Source organism: Ruegeria sp. ANG10, from assembly GCF_040705255.1.
Taxonomy (GTDB): Bacteria; Pseudomonadota; Alphaproteobacteria; order Rhodobacterales; family Rhodobacteraceae; genus Ruegeria.
Genome location: NZ_JBFCVU010000001.1, coordinates 155824 through 174655, shown reverse-complemented (window position 1 = coordinate 174655; position 18832 = coordinate 155824). Strand labels below are relative to the sequence as shown.

Sequence of the window (18832 nt, the reverse complement as noted above, 5' to 3'; positions counted from 1 at the left end):
GGCCTGAAGATCCCTATGTGAGAAGGCGCTCCTACTCGTCTTCATATTTGCGAGCAGTCCTGCCCAGCCAAATTCGTACTACCACAGCGAAACTTCTTCGGTTAATCGCATGTAAACTTCAGGTCGTAAAAGCCATCTCCTACGGGAGTTGCGCTTTCGAATGTAGCAGGCCCACTGCACTGAACTTCGGCGTTGGTTTGTTCGGCTTCGGTCGGTGTAGAAGTATTAAGCCCTTTGATAGTTGCTGTTTCACCGCCCGAATCTATGGCGGTGCCTTCAATATCAGTTGGGGTATCGCATGCTGCTAAAGCAGCAATAAATGGGATTACGACGAAACGTTTCATCTATCTCTCCAAGCAATTAATGCCAAATCAGTAAAGCAATTAAACGCTTTAAGCCAAAGAAAATACTGCGAGGCAGTTACGCTCAACTTGCTCCAGGTTGTTTCTTTGCCATTGCTTTTCGTTTCAATAGAGCCCTTCGTCCAAATACAAGCACCAGCACCAAAGCCACAGTAACCACGACGGCACCCATCAGTAAAACATGATGCAGGGCTTCGGGTAGTAGCGAGACGCGATGTCCGAACTGGTATGCAATAGTTGTCCAGAAGAGTGCCCAAAGCAAAGAGCCCGCAACATTTGCCAAAAAGAACTTCACCCACGGCATGTTAGCTGAGCCAGCAACCAAGCCGTTTAACTGCCGCAGCAATACAAAAAAGCGCGCGCAAACCACTACATAGGCACCATATTTGTTTGTCGCGCGTTCTGCGGCCTCGTACTTCGTCTCTGTAATGCCGAAACGAGATCCATACGCTAAGATGATTGCGCGGCCATATCTACGCCCAATCAGGTATGCAACATTGTCGCCAGCTATGGCCGCAAGACTGGCAACCGCTGCAACCGCGAAAATATTCAGAGTTCCTTTTGCTGCAAGCACCGATGCTGCCACCAAAGCGCTTTCTCCAGGGAGAGGCAGGCCAAACGTCTCAAAAAAAATCGTCGGTAAAAGTATGAGAAGTCCGTAGTTCTCAACAAGATTTTCGAAGTGGTTTGCAAAGTGATGCATCTTAAAACCCGGCCCTACCGAAACGATCCCACAGCGGTTTGTTCGATGTACTTTTCTTAATGATTTGGAAGAGAACTACCAACTTAAAGACACCAGTTAAAAGTCATGGATTCACTGCAAACTGCGGGAGGAACTACAATGGCTTTTACAGACAAAGATATTCACAGAAACTTTTGGGGCGGCCTCTTCGCTTCGCCAGAACAAAAGCTTGCGAGACGAAAGAGAAAAGAGCTGGTGCGAAAGAAGCAAAGGGAGACTGATGCTCAAGTCGCAAAAGACCTTCGAGAAACCGGCCAATACACTGAATACATGCAAGACCCCTTTTTCTACCGCCACTACTACTTTTGACAAATTGGTCTGGTTCGGACGCTCTCTACTCCGTAACACGCCCATAAGGTCATGTGGGGTGCTCAATCCGCAGTGGTTGTTGTTTCCGTTTCTGCAGCTGGGGCGGCTTCTTCACTTTCTGCGTCCTTTTCAACTGACCTCATCATTGTGAGGCCAAAGAGTAAAACAACCAGCACTGCGGCGATTACTAGGTAATTTCTGTTCATATCCATTCTCCCGATACGCTGAGTGGCACCCACGGTGAGACACAGTCGCGGTACCAACGGTGAGTATTCAAAACTGCGGTGCAGGCTGAAAGCGAGCATCGCCATTGCCATCGAGTTGTTAGGTTCTCGCGCAAGCGCTGCTCGCAGTGAAGCAGATACCTTGACGTTTTCGCCAGGGCCATGAGCGAAAAAAGCGGCACCTTCTCTGAGCAGATCTGCGACGGACAGCTCCTCGTCCTTCGTGTTTCGCAGCCATTCGAACTCAAAGTCCTTCAATTTGACCCGAATGGCAGCCGCGACTGACCGCGAAATCTCTTCCTCCAGGTCGAAGATGTCGCCGCTCTTGCGGTCGTATCGCTCACTCCAGACCTGAGTGCCGTTTGCCAATTCAATCAAGCTGAACGTAAGGCGCAGCCGATCGGCCCGCCCACGAACCGAGCCCTTGAGGACAAAATCCGCGTCTTGTCCTACTGTCGATTGCTCCCGGATCAGTCCGATTTCCGAATCCCTGCTCAAGCTGTTGAGCAACCCGTCTCTTAGCCCCTCCGCCAGAAACTCTGCTTTCTCGCCTCCAGCAACGCTTATGGGCCGCAAGGCCAGCGTGTGAATGGGTCCGGCCGGCTTTGGAGAGGCAGGTACAGGGCGATGCTCTTTGCCACGATAATCTGCCAAACTCGCATCGCTGTCTTGATCGTCCAGGCGAAGATGGAAAACACGCACGGGCAGGTCGATGTTTTTCAGGCCCTGCTTGCCGCTGTCAACGAATGTCAGCGCGAGATTGCGCCGCACTTCTTCATACACCTTGTGAGAGATACAGACCCCAGCGGGCTCTCCCACTTCCTCCAACCTGCTTGCGATATTGACCCCTTCTCCATACAGGTTGTCCCCGTCGATCATCACGTCACCCAGATTGATGCCGACACGGTACCACATACGTTGCTGCTTCAGGCAGTCACGATTGCGGGCCGCAATCTTGTTCTGGAAATCGACTGCGCACTTCACCGCCGAAGACGGACTGGAAAATTCGGCAATCAGTGAATCACCGGCGCCTCCAAACACGCGGCCATTGTGTTCGCGAATGCAGTCTTCAATTTGTCCAAGACAGTTTTTCAGGGTATGCAGCGCACCGGGCTCGTCCCGACTCATCATGTTGGAGAATGCGACAACGTCGGTGGCGAGAATGGTGGTTAATTTGCGATCGACCTCTGACATCCGTCGTTCAGCCCAATGCTCGTGAGTGTGGAGTGTACAAGCATTAGGAAAAACGCACAAACTTACTGCCGATCTCGTTGTTTCTTCAACTTCGACATTGCTGAGCTTCGTTTCGAGAAACGTTGGCTCGCGCTGGTGTATGATCCAGAAGGAAAAGGTGACCGCATATTGCGGGAAGAGGTTGCTGACACGTTCTGCATGGCCGCGCTGCGATTGGCTCCGAGCCGTCCTTTAACAAATTCAGCAAGACGCTGCGGCGGTGGCGCCAGACGAATGCGAACCAGTCGCGGCAAGTGTTGAATTGCTGACAATCTTTCAGCGCAGACTGTGCAGCGTCGATCCGAGGTCACGTTCGTCGGCCGCCGGGAACTCGGCCCAAAGCTGCCGCGGCCGATATATATTAGCGCTGCGATATAGCTTCACCAGACCGGGCTTTCGCTGCGACTGCATGGTATAGATGCAGTCGAATTCACAGTCGGCGGACACAGCTGCCACTGGTATTATCTGATGAAAATTCATTTAGGTAAGGATGGGCCGCGCAGCGCTTTGTCGATAGCTATAACTGTTACTTGGCAAGAAGATACAACTTCAATTGCACGCGCCACCAGGACGTCACAAAATCACTAAGGACCTTAGGCATCTCATCGGGAAGATTGTTGGCCTCCCCAGGTTCGGTTTCGATGTCAAATAAAGGTCGTATTTGAATGAAATGCTAAATTACGCTCTTTCGCGCCAAGTTGTCTGTTTTTGCCGCTCTAAAAGGTTCATTCCCGTACAAAAAAGTGCAACTTTCGAAATGAGAAAGTAGCAAGGAAAGGCAACTTGCAACAGTAAGTTTGCCATGTAGCTCTAGAACCATCACCCTAATCAGCCAATTATGCCTGGTACCAACTTGACAGCTATCCGACATGTCGCTCTGATGAAGAGGGAAAGTATTGGGGCAAAGCTCAACATGCGTGAATTTTATAGCGGTTTTCCGCGCGAATGCGGGATGTTAGTTCTTAGTCGCTCGGAGAAATTTCCGCTCTACGCTGGCTCACATGACAAATCACATTATGTAAAGGCGGCTTCGTGACAGGTGTGATGAAGGCCTATGTCAGGTTTGTGGACCGTGCCAACAGGACGATTGGGCGGGTCATTATGTATGGCATTTTTCTTATGATGGCGATCCTGCTGTATTCCTCTGTGTCCAAGACCTTCTTTGTCCCCTCGCTCTGGACCCTTGAAATGGCACAGTTTGCCATGGTCGCCTATTACATCCTTGGCGGGCCTTATGCGATGCAGATGGGTGCGAATGTCCGAATGGACCTGCTGTATGGAGAATGGACAGATCGCCGAAAAAGTCAGGTTGACGTGCTGACGGTGCTTTTTCTGATCGTGTATCTGGCCTTTTTATTGTGGGGAGGTTGGGACAGTTTGATGTACTCGTTCCAATATGGCGGCGAGAGGTCCTCGTCTGCGTGGCGCCCCTATATCTGGCCCATCAAGACGATCATGGTGGTTGGCATTCTGCTGATGCTGCTGCAGTCAGTCTCGGAATTGTTCAAAGATATATTGCGGTTGCGAGGACATGATATGGGTCCGAAAGATGATGAGCCGGTGCACATGGCCCCCGAAGACCTTGAAGGGGGACACCGCGGGTGAGCTATGAATTGATAGCCGCGCTCATGTTCTCGACCATGATGCTGATGCTGTTAACCGGGCAGCGTGTATTCGGGGCCATCGGGTTCGTAGCAGTGATTGCCGCCTTTTTCTTATGGGGCGACAGGGGGGGCTATGATTTGGGGTTTGCCGCGGCGATCAAGGTCATGCGTTGGTATCCCCTGCTTACGCTGCCGATGTTTATTTTCATGGGATACGTTTTGTCTGAATCCCGGATCGCGGATGACCTGTATCGTATGTTCCATGTCTGGATGGGCGGTCTTTCCGGCGGACTGGCTATAGGTACAATCGGTCTGATGGTTCTGATCTCGGCCATGAACGGATTGTCCGTTGCAGGTATGGCGATCGGAGCGACAATTGCTCTGCCCGAACTGCTGCGCCGGAACTATGACAAGCGCATGGTGACGGGGGTCATACAGGCCGGATCGTCCTTGGGAATTCTCGTGCCACCTTCCGTTGTGTTGGTCCTTTACGCCATGATCGCACGTCAACCTGTCGGGCAGCTTTGGCTGGCAGGAGTTATTCCCGGTTTGATGATGGCCACGCTGTTCATCATCTACATCGCCATCCGTTGCCGCCTGAACCCTTCGCTCGGCCCTGTGATGAGCGCCGAAGAACGCGCGCAGGTCACTTGGAGCGAAAAACTCCGCCTGCTGGGGGCTGGTCTGCTGCCCATAGGCATCTTTGCGGTGATGATGGTGCCCTTCGTGAATGGCTGGACCTCACTGGTCGAAAGCTCGGCCTTGGGGGCAATCGCGGCCTTGATGGCGGCGGTTCTGAAACGCCGCATGACGTGGCAGGTCTTTGAGACCTCGATCAAACAGACGCTTGGAATTACCTGTATGTTCATGTGGATCATCCTTGCGGCCCTTGCCTTCGGCGCGGTTTTTGACGGGCTGGGCGCGGTAAAGGCGATTGAAAACCTGTTCACGGTGCAACTGGGCCTGAATCCGTGGATCATCCTGATCCTGATGCAGCTCAGCTTTCTGGTTATGGGTACGTTTCTAGATGACACCGCCATGCTGGTCATCGTCGCTCCGTTATACGTGCCCCTGGTAGGCGCGCTGGGGTTTGATCTGATCTGGTACGGGGTCCTCTACACGATCACATGTCAGATCGCCTATATGACTCCGCCTTTTGGGTACAACCTGTTTTTGATGCGGGCCATGGCCCCGCCAGAGGTGACGATTGGAGATATTTACAGGTCCATCATACCGTTTGTGGCAGTGATGGCATTGGCATTGGGATTGGTGATGGCCTTCCCAGACATCGCATTGTGGCTTCCGGGCATCGTCTACGGAAACTGAGCACGTAAAGAACGAGAAACCGGGTTAACCGGATCAGGTTCAATGAAAAGCACAGGAGAGGAAGACCATGACTACAAGACGTAGATTTTTGCGGACCGCCGCTTTGGCCGCGCCCGCGACGCTTGCTGCACCGGCTATTGTAAAGGCGCAGGCCCCCATCAAATGGCGGTTCCAGACCTATGCCGGAGGCGCGTTGGGCGAGCATGTGACCAAGCCTGCAATTGACTACATCAACGCCAATGCCAACGGCGAGCTGGAAATCGAGCTGTTCTTCGCAGATCAGATTGTACCCACGGGCGAGCTGTTCCAAGCGCTTCAGCGCGGAACAATCGACGGGGTTCATTCGGACGATGACTCGATGGCGTCACCGACACCGCTTCGCGTCTTTGGCGGGTACTTCCCCTTCGCGACAAAGCACATTCTCGACGTGCCGGTATTGTTCAATCAATACGGGTTGGCGGACATCTGGCGCGACGAGTATGCCAAAGTTGGTGTTCAGTGGCTGTCTGCAGCTGGGCAAGACCCGTGCAACTTCAACACAAAGAAGGAAATCACATCGGTCGCTGATCTGGATGGGCTAAAACTATACACATTCCCGACCGCTGGTAGGTTCCTCGCCAAGTTTGGCGTCGTGCCGGTGAACATTCCCTACGAAGACGCAGAAGTCGCCGTACAGACCGGAGAGCTTGACGGGATGGCGTGGTCTGGCATTACCGAGGATTACACCGTTGGTTGGGCCGATGTGACGGACTATTTCCTGACCAACAACATATCGGGTGCGTGGATCGGCTCTTGGTTTGCAAACCAAGAGCGTTGGGCTGAGCTACCGGATCACCTCAAATCCATCGTGATGGCGGGTATCGAAGCAGGTCACACTTATCGCAATCAATGGTATTGGGGTGGAGAAGCGGCACTGCGCGCAAATGGCGATAAGCTGGAATTGCGATCAGTGCCAGCGTCCGAATGGGCCGAGGTCGAGAACGCAGCCAAAGAGTTCTGGGAAGAAATTGCCCAGGAAGGCGAAGTGCATGAGAAAATCGTTGGAATTTTCCGAGAATACAACAGCGTGATCAACCAAGCCGGTGCGCCGTACAACTTCGAGTGATATGCTTAGAAGTGGCCTCTGTCAGAGGCCACTTCTAATTCATTTTTTCAGTGTTTTGGCAGCCAAATTAAGCCTTAGAGCCTTTTCAAACTAAAAGTGTTGTCAGACAATTTCCAACCAGTGTCACGCAGGCCAGCAGAATGGATTTGAATGCCGCGCCGAGTATCGCCGCTCGTAGAGAGAGGAGTACGCCGCAGCTTTGGAAGATGTTTTCGCAAGATTGGAGGCTCTTGGCGCTCGGGATGAATTGCTCCGACTGTTTGTTGAGATGGCGCAATTGGGTATGGATCAAGGTCTTGAAGACAAGGTTCTCACCGCGATTTCTGCATTGGGCTCCTTGCCGACCTCGGAGCAAGCGCAGCGTCCTGGCAGCGAGCGGATCCGTCTCAGATGTGGGCGGCCCTTAGCTGCCCTTGACCCGGCCACCTGATGCGGCTGTGCGGCCCGTCAAAGGAGACATTCGCCGCGCGTGCTATATCCAATTCAACCCGAACTCTCGGATTGCGGGACTTTTGCCTGTCCTCGTATTGAGAACAGACACGCATTTTGCGACATCTCTAAATGAAACGATGACCTCTGCTGAACCCATATCTCAATCTCCGGATCGCACCCTTGTTGGCGTTGCGTTGATGCTGGGGTTTTGCCTAACCACTCCTTTGCTGGATGTGTCTGCGAAACTCGCGTCGACCAGTGTGCCGGTTGGGCAGATCACGGCTGCTCGGTTTGTGCTGCAATGCGCGCTAATGGCGCCTTTCATCTGGATAATGGGACTGTCGTTGCGCGTGGCGAAAGGTCAGTTGATGGTGCTGGTTTTTCGCTCATTGCTGCTGGTGTTCGCAACATTTTGCTTCATTGCCGCGATCCGGGTGATGCCCCTTGCCGATGCGCTGGCAATCGTGTTCGTTGCCCCTTTCATCGTCTTGTTGGTCGGCAAGTTCTATCTTGGTGAAGCCGTCGGCCCGCGTCGCGTTGGTGCGGCGCTTGTGGGGTTTGTCGGGGTGTTGTTCGTCATCCAGCCCAGTTTCGCGGCTTTCGGCGCAAATGTCCGCAGCGGGAATCCGTCCAAGCTTTGCAAAGGTTCCTATCTGCGCAGTCCTGCCGCTCGTGCGTGGCGCAGCGTTCGGTACTCAGGGCTCGATCCGAACCACCGCTGCGGAGCGGCTGTTGGTCCGATCTGGATTGGCGAACGGCATGTGCCGCCCGCCAACATTGTTCAGATGTCGATTTGTTCGGCGATACTCAGGGCGTCTTCAAGTTCGACGCCAAGGTATCGCACAGTGCTGTCGACATTGGTATGGCCGAGCAGAAGTTGAACCGCTCTGAGATTTCCGGTTTTCCGGTAAATCTCCGCTGCTTTGATACGGCGCAGTGAATGGGTGCCGTATCCATTCGGTTCCAACCCTATCGCGACCACCCAATCCCGCACAAGTCGGCCATATTGGCGGGTCGAGATATGCGGGCGGTCATGAAACCGGCTGGGAAACATGAAACGGCAGCCGAGCATCTCAGGCGACTTGATCCACGCGGCAACGGAATCCCGTGTGTTTTCAGATAGTTCAAACTGGACGGGGCGTTGGGTTTTGCTCTGAATCACGGAGACCCGTTCGCGAACGCGATCATCTCTCACCAGATCGGTGACGGACAGTTTCACCAAATCGCAACCGCGAAGCTTGCTATCAATTGCCACGTTGAACAGCGCAAGATCGCGCAGGCTGCGCGCCAGTTCGAGTCGCGCGCGGATCGCCCAGACCTGTTTCGGCAAGAGCGGCCTGTTCTGGCCTATTATCCGTCCCTTGTTCCAGGCTCTGTGTTTCGGGGTTACGGCGGGAAGTTGAACTCTTGGCATAGTATGCCCTCCAATCCTCCCCCCCAAACCCAGACATCAGCACTGCGCCAACGTCTTATTTTATTGGTTGTTTGAGTAGCCGATATCCTAAGGCACGCACTTTCTAGATCGCCGCAGATGCAGTGGGCCGGTCTGAGCCCATACCTCCAGAATGCTGCGCCACAACCGATGGCCGCTAGGCAGAAATGTCGTTGACTCTGCTGTCTTGGGTGCCTTATCGCTGGCTCCATGGTGAGATCGTTCTTCGCATCGCAGGACTATTATCCTCAGCTTCGATAGCTGCGGGTAATTCATCATTGGTTTTCCGCTGCCCCTGACAGCGGTCTACATACAATCGACCTTGTGCCGGGCGGCAAATTCATAGGTCGAAAAATGAACAACAACAGCAGAAGTCAAAACACGTCGCTAGGCATTGTGGGGTTTGGTGCATTCGGGCAACTTGCAGCCCTTCATCTTGGCCAGCATTTCGAAATAACAGCTTACGATCCGTCTGTGGAGGTTTCCAAGGTCGCAACTCAACTGGGAGTGCGCCTGTCATCCTTACACTCAGTATCGCAGGCCGATGTGATCCTCATTGCGGCACCGGTGTCCTTTTTTGAGCAGGTCGTCAGCGAGATCGCGGTTGCTTGTAAACCCGGCGCGCTAATTGTCGATGTTGGCTCAGTCAAAGTAGTTCCCTCGGAAATCATGCGACGGTTGCTGCCGCAGCATGTTGACATCGTGGCGTCTCACCCCTTGTTTGGTCCTCAGAGCGCCAGAAAGGGCATTGAGAGTCTGAAAATTGCGGTCTGCCCCATTCAGGGACGACGACATGCGAGGGTCGCTGCGTTTTTGCGCAAGACTCTGGGTCTGAGTGTCATCATGACGACCCCCGAAGATCACGACCGCGAAGCAGCAGTTGTCCAGGGGCTCACTCACCTAATAGCCAAAGTACTACAGAGAATGGGACCGCTACCAACGCGCATGACAACAAAGAGCTTTGACTTGCTGTCTGAAGCGATTTCCATGGTTCAGCATGATGCTCCAGAAGTATTTGAAGCGATTGAGAAGGCCAATCCCTACGCAGAGACCGTGCGACGACGGTTTTTTAATCTGGCCGCAAGTTTGAGTATCGAGCTAGAAACAACGTTGAGCACACAGCCAAACAACGAAAGCGGACATTGATGGAGCACCTTCCTAGGGCGGCTTCGTCCGCAATGCGTGAGTTCGACCAATTGGAATTCCGCGGCACCGCATTCTGGGTGCCGCAGAGAATTTTTGATTTAGAACGACCAGCGAAGTCCCGCCCGTAGGAAGGGCCCTTGGGCGTCGCTGCCGATTTCCTGCTCGGCATTCAGTTCTAGCTGAATGTCCTCAACAAGATTTTGCTCGTAGCCAACCGCGACACGAGCGCCGGTGAAGTCGGTAGATGCAAAGATCAGCGACTGAGTCGATGAGAACACGGTCACATCCGCATCTGTTGTCCCCAGATCGCGCCGCAGAACACCGCTGAGCTGACCACTCAGTATGCCGCCATTACCGAACTGCTTTTCAGCCTCTACACCCAGTTGGGCTTCGATGACTTCGGTGGTGACATCACCGACCGTGGCGTTGGCGCTTGAGCGTGTTTCGGTATAGCCATCGTCCTTCTGGTTGGTATAGCGCGCGTTTGCAAATCCGAGCAGCCCAAAATCACCGCTGACGTCGAACCCGCGTTCGACTGCGATATGCGCTGTCAACAGCCTGCTGTCGTAATCGGCATGGGCATCATCGCTGCCATTGATCTGACGGGTGCGGTCTGTTGAGAGCCAGCCATAGCCAAACCCAGCTTCAAGCGTATAGGCACCAATCTTCCGACCCAAAGCGGCATCGAGATAAAAGCCGGTCGTGTCAAAATCTGCGGACTCGTTGTCTCCGTCCGCCGAGAACACGCCCATGCCAACAGCCAACGCAAGGCCGTTGTCCATCTGACCGGTAATCCCGGCGCTGCCGCTGAAAAGCGAAACGTCCAGGTCGCTGCCGGTTTCAGGGTCGAACTCTCGATACTGTGCGTCGATCATCGCAAATGGCCTGAAGCCGGCAAAGGTGAACCCCTGCGCAACCTGCTCTGACGGTGCATAGTTCAGCGCGTTGCCACTGCTGCCTACGACGCTGCCGTAAAAGGCAACGACGTCGCCTGAAACCGCAAAATCATCAGCATCTACAGCGGCATATATCGGTGCTGCTCCACCCTCATCCTGCACGAACCAGGCTGAGCCCTCTTCGGACACGGTGGTCGTGAAAACACCTGCCCCGGGCGTGGCGTCTTCAAAGTTGAGCACAGCGCTGCCGCCCTGCGCGTCGAGATTTACGTTGTGCGCGTCGACCCGTATGACGCCGTCGACATCGTCTTTGGTGTCAGCGTTGAGCGTGCCCGAACCCGTCCCGAGGTATACGGCGTAAACTTCGTCATTGCCCGAAACCCGGATGGTTCCCAGATCATTGATCGTGCCGTCGAAGTTGTCGAATTGAATACCAGCTGCACGCGTCCCGGCAGAGCCAGTCGCATGGACGGTGATCTGACCTGTGTTCGAGAATGATCCCTGCATGTCGTTGGCGTAGACGCCGATTGCAGTTGACTGGTCCGGTGATAGTCCACCGCCATCCAGCCCGCCCTGGGCCGAAACCGTAATATTGCCCGAGTTCGAGATGTCTCCGGTTGCGATTTCGTCGACGTAAACACCGTAGGCTTCGGCCTCGGTATCCCGCGAGATGGCGGTGGCCGTGATATTGCCCGAGTTTGTGATGGTGCCGCTCAGGTTGTCTGTCAGATAAAAGCCTGCGGCAGTTGCAGAGTCTTCGGCAGCTTCGGCGCGCAAGGTCATGGTCCCCGAGTTGGTGACCGTGCCTGATACGTCATCGCCAATATAGATGCCCGAAGCTGTCGCCTCGTCGCCGGTATTAAGAGAAAGCGCAGTTCCGGTGATCGTGCCCGAGTTGATTACGGTGCCTTCAACCAGATCTTCGAGGTAAAAGCCGCCGGCATAGGCTTCATCATCGGTATCGGCGCTTGCGAATGCAGTGATTGTGCCGCTGTTGATGATGGTTGCGCCCTCCAGCATATCATCATCGACGAAGACACCATATGCCGAAGCGTCGGATTCAACCCCCAAGGCAGTTACTTTGATCGTACCGCTGTTTTCAATCCGACCGGACAGATCGCTATCGACGGCAATGCCATAGGCGATCGCCTCGTAGGTCGATGGAGCAGATGCGAAAATGTCCAACGTGCCCGTGTTCGCGATCACACCGGACGCATCGCCATCAACGAATATCCCGAATGCAGATGCAGTGCTGTCACTGGTGGTGATGGCGACCGATTTTATTGTGCCCGAGTTTACAATCTCACCAGTCTCTAGCAGGTCATCCTCGACATAGATGCCCCAAGCATAGGCGTAATCGTCGGCAAAGGATCTGGCGCGAACATCGATTGTGCCCGTGTTTCGGATGGAGCCGCCAACATCGCCATCAACGACGATACCATAGATTGATGCGGTGCTGCCTGCGGAGGTATTGATAAGCCCATCGACCCGTATCGTGCCGGTGTTCAGGATCTCGCCGGTCTCTGTAAGGTCTCCGTTGACATAGATACCCCAGGCTTCGATGTCCCCATCGGTCGATTCCACATCGACCTCTATGGTGCCGTTGTTCACAATCGAACCAGCGACATCGCCATTGACCTGCACTGCATAAATATCTTGAGGATCAGAACCCGTGATATCCAGCGAGATGGTGCCGTTATTCACCAGTTCGCCACCCTCAAGCAGGCCGCCGTCCAGGCGCAGGCCCGTCGCCGTATCCGTGTCGGTAGCAGTGACCGAAATCGACCCGTTATTGGTAAACGTGCTTGAGTAATCCGTAGTGATCGTCAGGGCGGCGGCCGTCGAAGATGTAATCTCAATCGCGCCGCTTGCCGTCACTTCGTGATCCGCATCGGTTGCGAAAACCTGAGGCGTCGTCACCACATTTGAGATCGTATCCGCATGTACGTCCCCGGCAGTCAGTGCAACCATCGATACCTGTGCCAGCAACGCAGCAGGAGCCGCACTGACAATTTGGCCTTTCCACTTGAAAAGACGCCCCCCACGGAGCTTGGGGGCGTTCACCCCCGACCCATTTTTAGACATTTACTATCCCGTCAGATTTTTTTTTGTCTTTTTTCTCGAAGCTCGCCGCGTATTCGCGATCAGCTCCGCTTGGGTACAGTTAAAAAGTCGTTAACATATATGCAATCTACCAATTTTGCATTGCATAAGATGATCTATTGCTGTTGGAAATTCGTAGGAAAACTGCAACACAATGTGGCAATTTGACGGCGCTTGGTATCAAGTTGCTATCAAGCGCCAGCCCGGAGCTACTTGAATGCCAAAAAACCAGACATTGTCCATCGGAGAAGCCTATAACCAAGGTGTTCAGGCATTTGAAACAGGGCAATTGAACAAAGCTGTCAAGGTTCTGAACCAAGTCCTCAAGGCTGCACCAGAATATGCCCCCGCGCATCAACTGCTTGGCGTAATTGCGTTTCAAACCGGTCAGACAGGGCCTGCCGAAAACGCCATGCGTGAAGCGATCCGATTGCAGCCGGACAATGCCGGGTTCTTGTCGAACTTTACCGAGGTATTGCGCACGAATGGAAAACCTGAAGAAGCACTCAAGGTCGGTAAACGCGCGGTTCAGTTGGCTCCGGGGGTTGCAAATGCGCATTCAAACCTCGGGTTGGCCTATTATGATATGGGTGAACTGTCCGAAGCCGAAGCCTGTCAGAAAAGAGCGTTGGCCCTAAACCCCGATCTGATTGCGGCGTTGAATAATCTGGGGTCAATCGCGCGCGACAACGAGGACAAGGAAGGGGCAATTTCGTTCTACCGCCGGGTGCTGGACCTGCGCCCCGGCTATCTTGAGAGTGTCAACAACCTCATTTCCGTATTGATAGAAGCTGAACAGTCGGAAGAGGCCAGAGAGCTGGCAGATGATTACCTTGGCAAGGGACATGTTTCCGCAGAGCTGCATCGCAATCGGGGACGGTTACACGTTTTGCAGTGCGAATGGGACGAAGCCGAACGCAGTTTTCGCAACGCAATTTCACTGGATGAGAAGAAGCCCGAATCCTATGTCGGGCTTGCACAGGTTCTGACCGAGAAAAACCTGCATGAACTTGCCCTTGTCGAGGCTGAAAAAGCGCAGCGCTTAGACCCCAGCCACGCACCTGCGTATCACTATATCGCCGTCTGCAAATCGCACCTTGGCGACCTTGAGGCCGGTTTTGCCAATTACGAAAAGACCCTTGAGCTAAAACCGGATTTCTCAGCCACAATGATCGCATTGGGCCATCTGGAGATGGAGCGCGGCAACTTTGACGCCGCCCGCAGCTGGTTCAACAAGGCGGCTGAAAGGGACAAGGCGCGTCTGAATGCGCAAATCGCGTTGGTCAGGCTGGACAAGGTTACCGAAGACAATCCCGATTTTCAGGCCCTTGTGGCCGCGTTGCCCGGGGTCGACAAGTTGCCGCCCGAACAATCGGTATCGTATCACTACGCGTTGGGCAAATGCTATGAGGACCTCAAACACTACGACAGCGCTTTTGAGCATTTTGCAAAAGGGGCCGCGCTAAAGCGCAGCATTATCGATTTTGATGCGGATCAGATCGAGGAAACCGCTGACGATCTGATCTCGGTGTTTACCCCAGAGCTGGTCCAAAAACTCCGTCAAAATTCTGTGGATAGCAGCCAGCCGATCTTTGTCGTTGGTATGCCCCGATCTGGAACCACGCTGACCGAGTCGATCCTCGCCAGTCATACCGATGTATTCGGGGCCGGAGAGTTGAGCTATATGCACAAGCTGTTTACCGATCAGCTGCGTGGTGGAAACAAGAAAACGGGCAGTCTGATCGCCGCTCTGCCGGGTTACGAGATCTCAAAACGCGCCCAACAATATATCCGGCAACTGGACGCGTACGCGCCTGGTAAACCATTTATTGTCGACAAGATGCCCGCGAATTTTCTGATGGTTGGTCTGATACATGCGATCATGCCCAACGCACGGATCGTGCATGTCGCGCGCAATCCAATGGATACGTGCCTGTCCTGTTTCACACGGGTTTTCCAGCGCAGCCAGTACCACAGCTATGACCAGGTCGAGCTGGGCCGGTACTTCAACGCCTATGTTCGCGTTATGCAACACTGGAATGATATCCTGCCGTCGGGCAGTTTTCACACCGTTCACTATGAGAATCTGGTTGAAAACATCGAGTTTGAAGCGCGTCGCCTGATCGCCTTTTGTGGTCTTGAATGGGATGATCGCTGCCTGGAATTTCACAAAGATGCGCGGCGTGTTCGTACCGCCAGTGTTCAGCAAGTGCGCCAGCCGCTGTACAAATCTTCAAAGGAAAAATGGCTAAACTACAAATCTCATCTAACCCCGCTTATTGAAACTATCGGAGAAGCAAGGATTTCTTTCTGAAAGATTTTGGCTGAAACCTAAAATTGAAGGTTGCCGGTGTGAAGAAGGGCGCTGTTTTCGATCCAAAATCACCAATGCCAGCTGGTTTAGACCGCCCGGAATGTGTTCTTCGCGACCTGCGAAAGGCGCAGAACCTAACCCTGGCAATACGAAGATGAAACGACTTGTTCCCGCCGCGCCATAACGTGATGCATGGCCGATTTCACCACTTCCACATCATCTTGATTAAATGTCCGATAGCGGAGCCGTACCGTTCCCCGGTCGGGCTTGGAACGAGACGGCGTAAGCACCTCAACCCCAATACGAGCGCAGAGCGTGTCGCCCGGGAACACAGGAGCAAGCCACCGGACCTCGTCCATGCCATGGCCGCCCAAGTTGGTGCCAGTGAGCACGCCGGTGTCACGAAATAGTCTGAAGGTGAGGGCTATGGATTGAAACCCACTCGCAATAATCCCGCCGGTTTCAATGGGGTCTCCTACTGACAGATTGTCAAAATATTTGCTGCTGATCATTGGAAAAGCATAGTTAAACGCAAAGTTCTCCGTCAACGGGCAACCTTATTCGCTGTCCTCTCACGATGCGTAGATAACAAGTGTAGCTTACATCTGGTTCGAGCCCGACGCGGTCCTCAAAAGATGTGAATGCCGCCATCAAAAACCGGGTAAGCGGCATCAAGACTGCATTGCTGGGTACATAAGCCGGTGCCGGGCCCCAGATCCCGTGCCCAATTGTGCGAATGGCTGCGAGCACGGACGGCATAGCTCTGGGGCCGTAATATCAAAAGCGAATAATCCGGTTATTCGCTTGCTGAGCCAGAAGCCTGTAACAGAGCGTCTGCATGGGCCTGCAAATCCGATGTGACCCGCAGAAACTCGGAAATATTGTTATAGGCCAGAAATGGGATGACGGCGACTGCCGAGGCCAGAAAGAAAATGCGGCCTTTTCCAAGCACAGAGAAGCCGGCCAGCAAAAACATCGCTGGGACGTAGCTCATGGAATACAGGAATGTCTCATCGCCGTAGACGAAATGTAGCACCCATTCGAATAAAAGGTACAACAGCAAGGCCTGCGCGATTGGCGCATTCCGCCCCGGATTCAAGATAGCCCGGGACAAACCCGCGATGAACACGATGGCCCATAGGATGAGACCAGCAAACCCAACCCAAGCGACTGTCTGAACGGGAGAAAACTGTACGGATAAGCGCATCCACTCGGGGAAGGTTGTATTGTCAAGAAACGGCACTTCGGGGATAGCGATGGAATAAGCAAAGAAAGCCCGGAACTTTTCAAGCGGCCCCCCAGCCAAGTCATGCAAGACATAGGTGAATTCTGTTTTGAGGCGCGGGACAAAGAATTCTGAGCGCGGAAAGGCAACCGTCTGTAGAGCGAAGACGATGGTTGCGATTGCGAATCCGTCAACAAGAATTCGAAAAGCGCGTTTGTAGGAGTTGGAGGCTAGCACAGTCAGAATGCCTGCCATCCAGTTGGTAATCGTCATCGAAAATGCGAACACACTTGAAATTGACTGCAATATCGGCGGTATCGTTCCACGCTGCATCATTGTCCCGAAGGCTAGGGCAATTGTGACCGTCAAACCGGCAAAGGCATGTACCTCTGGTACGGGCATCCAGAAAATAGCTGCACTGGATACTGCACCCAAAGCCGTGAACACAATCGCGTCAAAACGTGGCAGGCCGAGCCCGCGGAACCCGCCGAACAGGGCCGCACTCCAAAGGCCCGCTGTGGCGGAAAGCACCCCGAAGACGGCCAATCGTTCAGAGAGGCCCGCCACGATCAGCGCCTTGGTCGGCGTATACATGATTATGGCCTGCAGCGGGTGAACATTGGTTCGGTAATTGTTGGCGTAACGATCCAGCATTACTGGGTGGACCCGGATCAGATCGGCCTCGAACCAGACCCAGGCATCGCGGGTCGGATCGATCAACGCTTGGGGTATTTGGCTGGCGAGTAACCAGTACCCCGCTCCGACCAGAAGGCTGATCACAAAAGCAAGGCCCAGATCGGCCCTGCTGGCGGTAAGCCAGGCTTTGAAACGTCCAAGGTTTTGAAAAAGCTTCAGGCGCGTATCGGGAAGGTCATTGACAATTTCGCCCAGAATTCGCCGCAGCATTTGTAACCTCAAACCCGAAAATAACGCAAAACAGTTTTAGTTAGTCACCAATTAATCCGAAATCCTACCTCTTATGCGGTCATCAGCAAATGACGCGCGCTTATGTTTCGCGCGCGAAACACTTTCCGATTGGGCCGGTGTCATGGGCAATTCCATGCAGCTACATCCTCGACAGATATTGGGTATCTTGTCGCCTCCATCACCTCGGGCACCTGATTTGCATCATACCGGTCCATGACCCATTCCCAGACTGGTTCGCCCGTACTGGTCACTTCCAGCGCTCGTCCGGCGCGGGATTCAGTTAGCAGAAGATTGCCATTGGGCAGCTTTTGCCATTTCCCGGACCACTTGGTGTAGAACGGTTGGTCGGGCTGTTTGGGAAAGAGAATGGCGCGTTCTTGCGTATGGGGTTGCACTGCGACGACGCGCGATCCTCCCTGCAGGTTTCCGCCCTCGGTTCGGTCGTAGTTGTTGTCGAAGATGCCGATCCACCCGTTACCGATGAAATCCGGGTCGTGCTGAAACAGAGTGTCTGAATAGGTATGCCATTTCACCTTTAGCGTATCCGGGTCCAGCACCATGACCATATGTAGATCCCGCAGGGAAACAACGATGTCACCCGCATCGAACAACGGATATTCAGCGGCAATATCCGGTGACAGTTCTTCTATGTCGTTGAGGTGAAAGATATCGCCGTGATAATTCCTGCCTGTCCTCAGGTACACGTCGCTCAGGCCGTTTTTCTCAAACACTTCGATCGAGCTGATGGATTTCAGGATCTCTCCATCGGGACTGACTTTCATGAATACGTCTTCGTAGACGGGGAAGGACACGATATCGAAAAGCGCCTCATCCCGCCCGTCACGAGAGCGCAGTTCCTGATTGCCGGACACCCAGAAAGAGCCGTCATCATTCGCTGAGATGGAGTGATGCGCACTCGGTTCTGACAGGGCCCACAACACTTCGCCACAGGCCGACATACGCGCGATCCCGATGAATTCGAAGTTGAACAGAATGTCGCCATTGGGAAAAAGATGCGAGCCGTGAATATAGGGATAGTTATGCCGCCCGCCGAAAATCTCACCCGGATCGGGCGCCCAGGAATGCAGGACCTCACCGGATTCATCTATCAGCCGGACGCCTGCATGCCAGTCGAATTCGGGAAAATACGATGTGATAAGCGTTGTGCCGGGTGCAATGGCGTCGGCGTCGTGAATGCGAACCCCTTCAAAATCATATCGCACCGGCATCAGCCGGTCAGGTTCCTTCATGAAGGCTTTGACCTCATTCCATGCCTGAACGGCGATCCTGTAAGGGGCCAGATGCAGATAGGCAGACGCAAGACCCGCCAGAAAAGTGATTGCCAACAAACAAGCCAGCGACAGCAATGCAAGCAGGCGATCAGACATCGTTTCAAAGTCCTTAGCTACAATCTGTCCGGTAACGTTGGGATTTTGTCTGGTGGCGATCAAG

Annotated in this window: 15 protein-coding genes; 7 read left to right on the top strand and 8 right to left on the bottom strand. The window is 53.7% G+C overall.

Features of this window, described 5'->3' with window-relative positions; translation table 11 throughout:
- Positions 1 to 101: 101 nt before the first annotated feature.
- Both AB1A64_RS00905 and AB1A64_RS00900 read right to left on the bottom strand, forming a co-directional pair.
- On the bottom strand, positions 102 to 344 hold the full coding sequence (locus tag AB1A64_RS00905) for a hypothetical protein (protein WP_366549664.1): 243 nt from the start codon (positions 342 to 344) through the stop codon (positions 102 to 104).
- Positions 345 to 426: 82 nt separating this feature from the next.
- The gene (locus AB1A64_RS00900; protein ID WP_366549663.1) at positions 427 to 1065 is read right to left on the bottom strand and encodes a DedA family protein; all 639 of its coding nucleotides are present in this window, start codon (positions 1063 to 1065) and stop codon (positions 427 to 429) included.
- A 138-nt stretch (positions 1066 to 1203) separates the two neighbouring features.
- On the opposite strand from AB1A64_RS00900, the gene AB1A64_RS00895 reads away from it, so the two are divergent.
- On the top strand, positions 1204 to 1413 hold the full coding sequence (locus AB1A64_RS00895) for a hypothetical protein (protein WP_366549662.1): 210 nt from the start codon (positions 1204 to 1206) through the stop codon (positions 1411 to 1413).
- Positions 1414 to 1475: 62 nt separating this feature from the next.
- On the opposite strand, the gene AB1A64_RS00890 is transcribed toward AB1A64_RS00895, so the two are convergent.
- Complete coding sequence (locus AB1A64_RS00890) at positions 1476 to 2831, bottom strand: adenylate/guanylate cyclase domain-containing protein (protein ID WP_366549661.1); 1356 nt, start codon at positions 2829 to 2831, stop codon at positions 1476 to 1478.
- A gap of 1083 nt (positions 2832 to 3914) precedes the next feature.
- Here AB1A64_RS00890 and AB1A64_RS00885 point away from each other — a divergent pair.
- The 4 genes from AB1A64_RS00885 (at position 3915) to AB1A64_RS00870 (ending at position 8218) form a co-directional block, all read left to right on the top strand.
- Entirely contained in the window at positions 3915 to 4475 is a 561-nt protein-coding gene (locus AB1A64_RS00885; RefSeq protein WP_366550240.1) for a TRAP transporter small permease subunit, read from the top strand.
- Positions 4472 to 5800 (top strand): TRAP transporter large permease subunit, encoded by a 1329-nt coding sequence (locus tag AB1A64_RS00880; protein ID WP_170350254.1) that lies wholly within the window; start codon positions 4472 to 4474, stop codon positions 5798 to 5800. The genes AB1A64_RS00885 and AB1A64_RS00880 overlap by 4 nt, the downstream gene beginning before the upstream one ends.
- A 67-nt stretch (positions 5801 to 5867) precedes the next feature.
- On the top strand, positions 5868 to 6905 hold the full coding sequence (locus AB1A64_RS00875) for a TRAP transporter substrate-binding protein (RefSeq protein WP_170350253.1): 1038 nt from the start codon (positions 5868 to 5870) through the stop codon (positions 6903 to 6905).
- Between the two features lie 569 nt (positions 6906 to 7474).
- Entirely contained in the window at positions 7475 to 8218 is a 744-nt protein-coding gene (locus AB1A64_RS00870; RefSeq protein WP_366549660.1) for a DMT family transporter, read from the top strand.
- Here AB1A64_RS00870 and AB1A64_RS00865 read toward each other — a convergent pair.
- Positions 8119 to 8751 (bottom strand): tyrosine-type recombinase/integrase, encoded by a 633-nt coding sequence (locus tag AB1A64_RS00865; protein WP_366549659.1) that lies wholly within the window; start codon positions 8749 to 8751, stop codon positions 8119 to 8121. The genes AB1A64_RS00870 and AB1A64_RS00865 overlap by 100 nt on opposite strands.
- Positions 8752 to 9123: 372 nt before the next feature.
- Between AB1A64_RS00865 and AB1A64_RS00860 the strand changes: the two genes are divergently transcribed.
- The gene (locus AB1A64_RS00860) at positions 9124 to 9915 is read left to right on the top strand and encodes a prephenate dehydrogenase (RefSeq protein ID WP_366549658.1); all 792 of its coding nucleotides are present in this window, start codon (positions 9124 to 9126) and stop codon (positions 9913 to 9915) included.
- A 98-nt stretch (positions 9916 to 10013) separates the two neighbouring features.
- Here AB1A64_RS00860 and AB1A64_RS00855 read toward each other — a convergent pair whose 3' ends face one another.
- Positions 10014 to 12896 carry an autotransporter domain-containing protein gene (locus AB1A64_RS00855; RefSeq protein WP_366549657.1) on the bottom strand — a complete coding sequence of 961 codons (2883 nt, stop codon included), beginning with the start codon at positions 12894 to 12896 and terminating at the stop codon, positions 10014 to 10016.
- A 235-nt stretch (positions 12897 to 13131) separates the two neighbouring features.
- Here AB1A64_RS00855 and AB1A64_RS00850 point away from each other — a divergent pair, with 235 nt between their 5' ends.
- Entirely contained in the window at positions 13132 to 15228 is a 2097-nt protein-coding gene (locus tag AB1A64_RS00850; RefSeq protein WP_366549656.1) for a sulfotransferase, read from the top strand.
- Between the two features lie 134 nt (positions 15229 to 15362).
- On the opposite strand, the gene AB1A64_RS00845 is transcribed toward AB1A64_RS00850, so the two are convergent.
- The 3 genes from AB1A64_RS00845 to AB1A64_RS00835 form a co-directional block, all read right to left on the bottom strand.
- Positions 15363 to 15776, bottom strand: coding sequence for a MaoC/PaaZ C-terminal domain-containing protein (locus AB1A64_RS00845; protein ID WP_366549655.1), 414 nt, complete (start codon positions 15774 to 15776; stop codon positions 15363 to 15365).
- A gap of 248 nt (positions 15777 to 16024) precedes the next feature.
- Positions 16025 to 17359 carry a hypothetical protein gene (locus AB1A64_RS00840; RefSeq protein ID WP_366549654.1) on the bottom strand — a complete coding sequence of 445 codons (1335 nt, stop codon included), beginning with the start codon at positions 17357 to 17359 and terminating at the stop codon, positions 16025 to 16027.
- Between the two features lie 140 nt (positions 17360 to 17499).
- Complete coding sequence (locus AB1A64_RS00835) at positions 17500 to 18768, bottom strand: arylsulfotransferase family protein (protein WP_366549653.1); 1269 nt, start codon at positions 18766 to 18768, stop codon at positions 17500 to 17502.
- Between the last annotated feature and the right edge of the window lie 64 nt (positions 18769 to 18832).

Excerpts from the sequence above, each read along its gene's own strand:
- AB1A64_RS00870 (WP_366549660.1), top strand. The coding sequence starts at position 7,475 with ATGACCTCTGCTGAACCCATATCTCAATCTCCGGATCGCACCCTTGTT.
- AB1A64_RS00855 (WP_366549657.1), bottom strand. The coding sequence starts at position 12,896 with ATGTCTAAAAATGGGTCGGGGGTGAACGCCCCCAAGCTCCGTGGGGGG.
- AB1A64_RS00860 (WP_366549658.1), top strand. The coding sequence starts at position 9,124 with ATGAACAACAACAGCAGAAGTCAAAACACGTCGCTAGGCATTGTGGGG.
- AB1A64_RS00840 (WP_366549654.1), bottom strand. The coding sequence starts at position 17,359 with ATGCTGCGGCGAATTCTGGGCGAAATTGTCAATGACCTTCCCGATACG.
- AB1A64_RS00850 (WP_366549656.1), top strand. The coding sequence starts at position 13,132 with ATGCCAAAAAACCAGACATTGTCCATCGGAGAAGCCTATAACCAAGGT.
- AB1A64_RS00865 (WP_366549659.1), bottom strand. The coding sequence starts at position 8,751 with ATGCCAAGAGTTCAACTTCCCGCCGTAACCCCGAAACACAGAGCCTGG.
- AB1A64_RS00890 (WP_366549661.1), bottom strand. The coding sequence starts at position 2,831 with ATGTCAGAGGTCGATCGCAAATTAACCACCATTCTCGCCACCGACGTT.
- AB1A64_RS00905 (WP_366549664.1), bottom strand. The coding sequence starts at position 344 with ATGAAACGTTTCGTCGTAATCCCATTTATTGCTGCTTTAGCAGCATGC.
- AB1A64_RS00885 (WP_366550240.1), top strand. The coding sequence starts at position 3,915 with ATGAAGGCCTATGTCAGGTTTGTGGACCGTGCCAACAGGACGATTGGG.
- AB1A64_RS00900 (WP_366549663.1), bottom strand. The coding sequence starts at position 1,065 with ATGCATCACTTTGCAAACCACTTCGAAAATCTTGTTGAGAACTACGGA.
- AB1A64_RS00835 (WP_366549653.1), bottom strand. The coding sequence starts at position 18,768 with ATGTCTGATCGCCTGCTTGCATTGCTGTCGCTGGCTTGTTTGTTGGCA.
- AB1A64_RS00895 (WP_366549662.1), top strand. The coding sequence starts at position 1,204 with ATGGCTTTTACAGACAAAGATATTCACAGAAACTTTTGGGGCGGCCTC.
- AB1A64_RS00875 (WP_170350253.1), top strand. The coding sequence starts at position 5,868 with ATGACTACAAGACGTAGATTTTTGCGGACCGCCGCTTTGGCCGCGCCC.